At 41.7% G+C, this 1,333-nt stretch carries 3 protein-coding genes; all 3 read right to left on the bottom strand.

Annotated elements, in window-relative coordinates:
* Positions 1-9: 9 nt before the first annotated feature.
* Positions 10-234: a hypothetical protein gene (locus tag EYR97_RS21790; RefSeq protein WP_131095858.1), complete on the bottom strand. Its 225-nt coding sequence runs from the start codon at positions 232-234 to the stop codon at positions 10-12.
* A 188-nt stretch (positions 235-422) separates the two neighbouring features.
* Positions 423-788, bottom strand: a complete 366-nt coding sequence (locus tag EYR97_RS21785; protein WP_131095857.1) for a hypothetical protein — start codon at positions 786-788, stop codon at positions 423-425.
* A 350-nt stretch (positions 789-1,138) separates the two neighbouring features.
* On the bottom strand, positions 1,139-1,333 hold a 195-nt coding region (locus EYR97_RS22065; RefSeq protein WP_207308083.1), incomplete at its 5' end, for a hypothetical protein.

Raw genomic sequence — 1,333 nt, 5'->3', positions numbered from 1 at the left:
TGCCAACCCTCAATTAGTCATGCCAATTAAAACAAGTATTAACGCGAGAGTAACGAAGCCTGCAATCACGCTCCTGCCTTCATCTCTGCCTTTTCTCGGATACTTACCGAATGTGACAATTTTTAAACTAATGTACCCCAAGCCGCGGATGAAGAATTCAAGAATGGCATCGATAAAAACCCACTTGAGAATATTTAAGAAAAAACGACCAATGCCTTCAGCTACCTCTTCCATTCTGACTAACCTAATTCGCCCTTGAGATAATAAAGTATTTCATTGTTGCTAAAACAACTTGGCATATAACTTTTAAATAAGGGGCGCAGGCATGTGGGCTAAAATACGAACGAAGTGAGCAGCCCACATGTTTGCGTCCCAGCCCGCGCAGCGGGCGAACTTGATTTTTTTGTTAGGTGCGTGCATTTTTAAACTACCGCCCTAGGTGGTTTACCATGAAAGTCCAAGTATAATTTTCTGAGATTATCCGGCACGAGAGGCCAGCCACGTTCAATACCTTCTTTGGTACCTTTCCAGAATAAGTGCTCTGTATAATATACATCTATGCACTCGAATTCCGCCTTGGTTGCAGTATCTAGTTTCTCGCTCATGTACTGCAAATGTTCTAGTGCTTCTTCTAAGTCGCCTTGATTTAACAAAATAGTTGTCAAATTTGCGAACTCTTCCATTAGAAATGTAAGCGCCCAACTCTCATGTTTTTCCATACGAGGAACGACGTCAGGAAATTTAGTGCGGATTTCTTTTAAGAATCGTCTTATTTCTGATTTAGCCATTGATTTCCCAGAAGCACCTAACACTTAAATATGGGGCACAAACAGACAGGCGATAATGGCGAAGCCGCCTGGCTGTTTGTGTCCCAGCCCGCCTGCGGGCGACATAATTTTTTTGTTATACACGTGCTGATACTACCTTACCATTTGAAATTAATAACATAACCAATGGGCTGTACATAGCTAGTAGAACCAATATTAACAATGGATTCCAAAAAACAAAGAATGGCATGTACAGATGATATAGAGGGTAATTTAATGCAAAAGAGACTAACTCTGAAGCTTGAAACCCTGAACACTTGAAACCAACCAGCAGCGCGTCGTAAGCATAACAACCAACGTAATCCGTAGGTTTACTTCCATATTCGCTGACCGCCATAACCACTAGCTCCAAGGCAAATAGCGCCAACACAAGCGTGAAATAGGCCAAGCAAATTTTTCTTATCAACATCCAGTGTTTTAAAGTCATAAAAGTGTATAACACCCGCATAAAGGGCAGTAACACATGGGCAATAATTTGAGCGAAGCGACAGTGCCCATGTGTTACT

Source organism: Alteromonas sp. KUL42 (assembly GCF_006538325.1).
In the GTDB taxonomy this organism is placed as follows: Bacteria; Pseudomonadota; Gammaproteobacteria; order Enterobacterales; family Alteromonadaceae; genus Alteromonas.
Note: the sequence above shows the minus strand (reverse complement) of the source record. Positions and strands in the feature narration are given on the sequence as shown.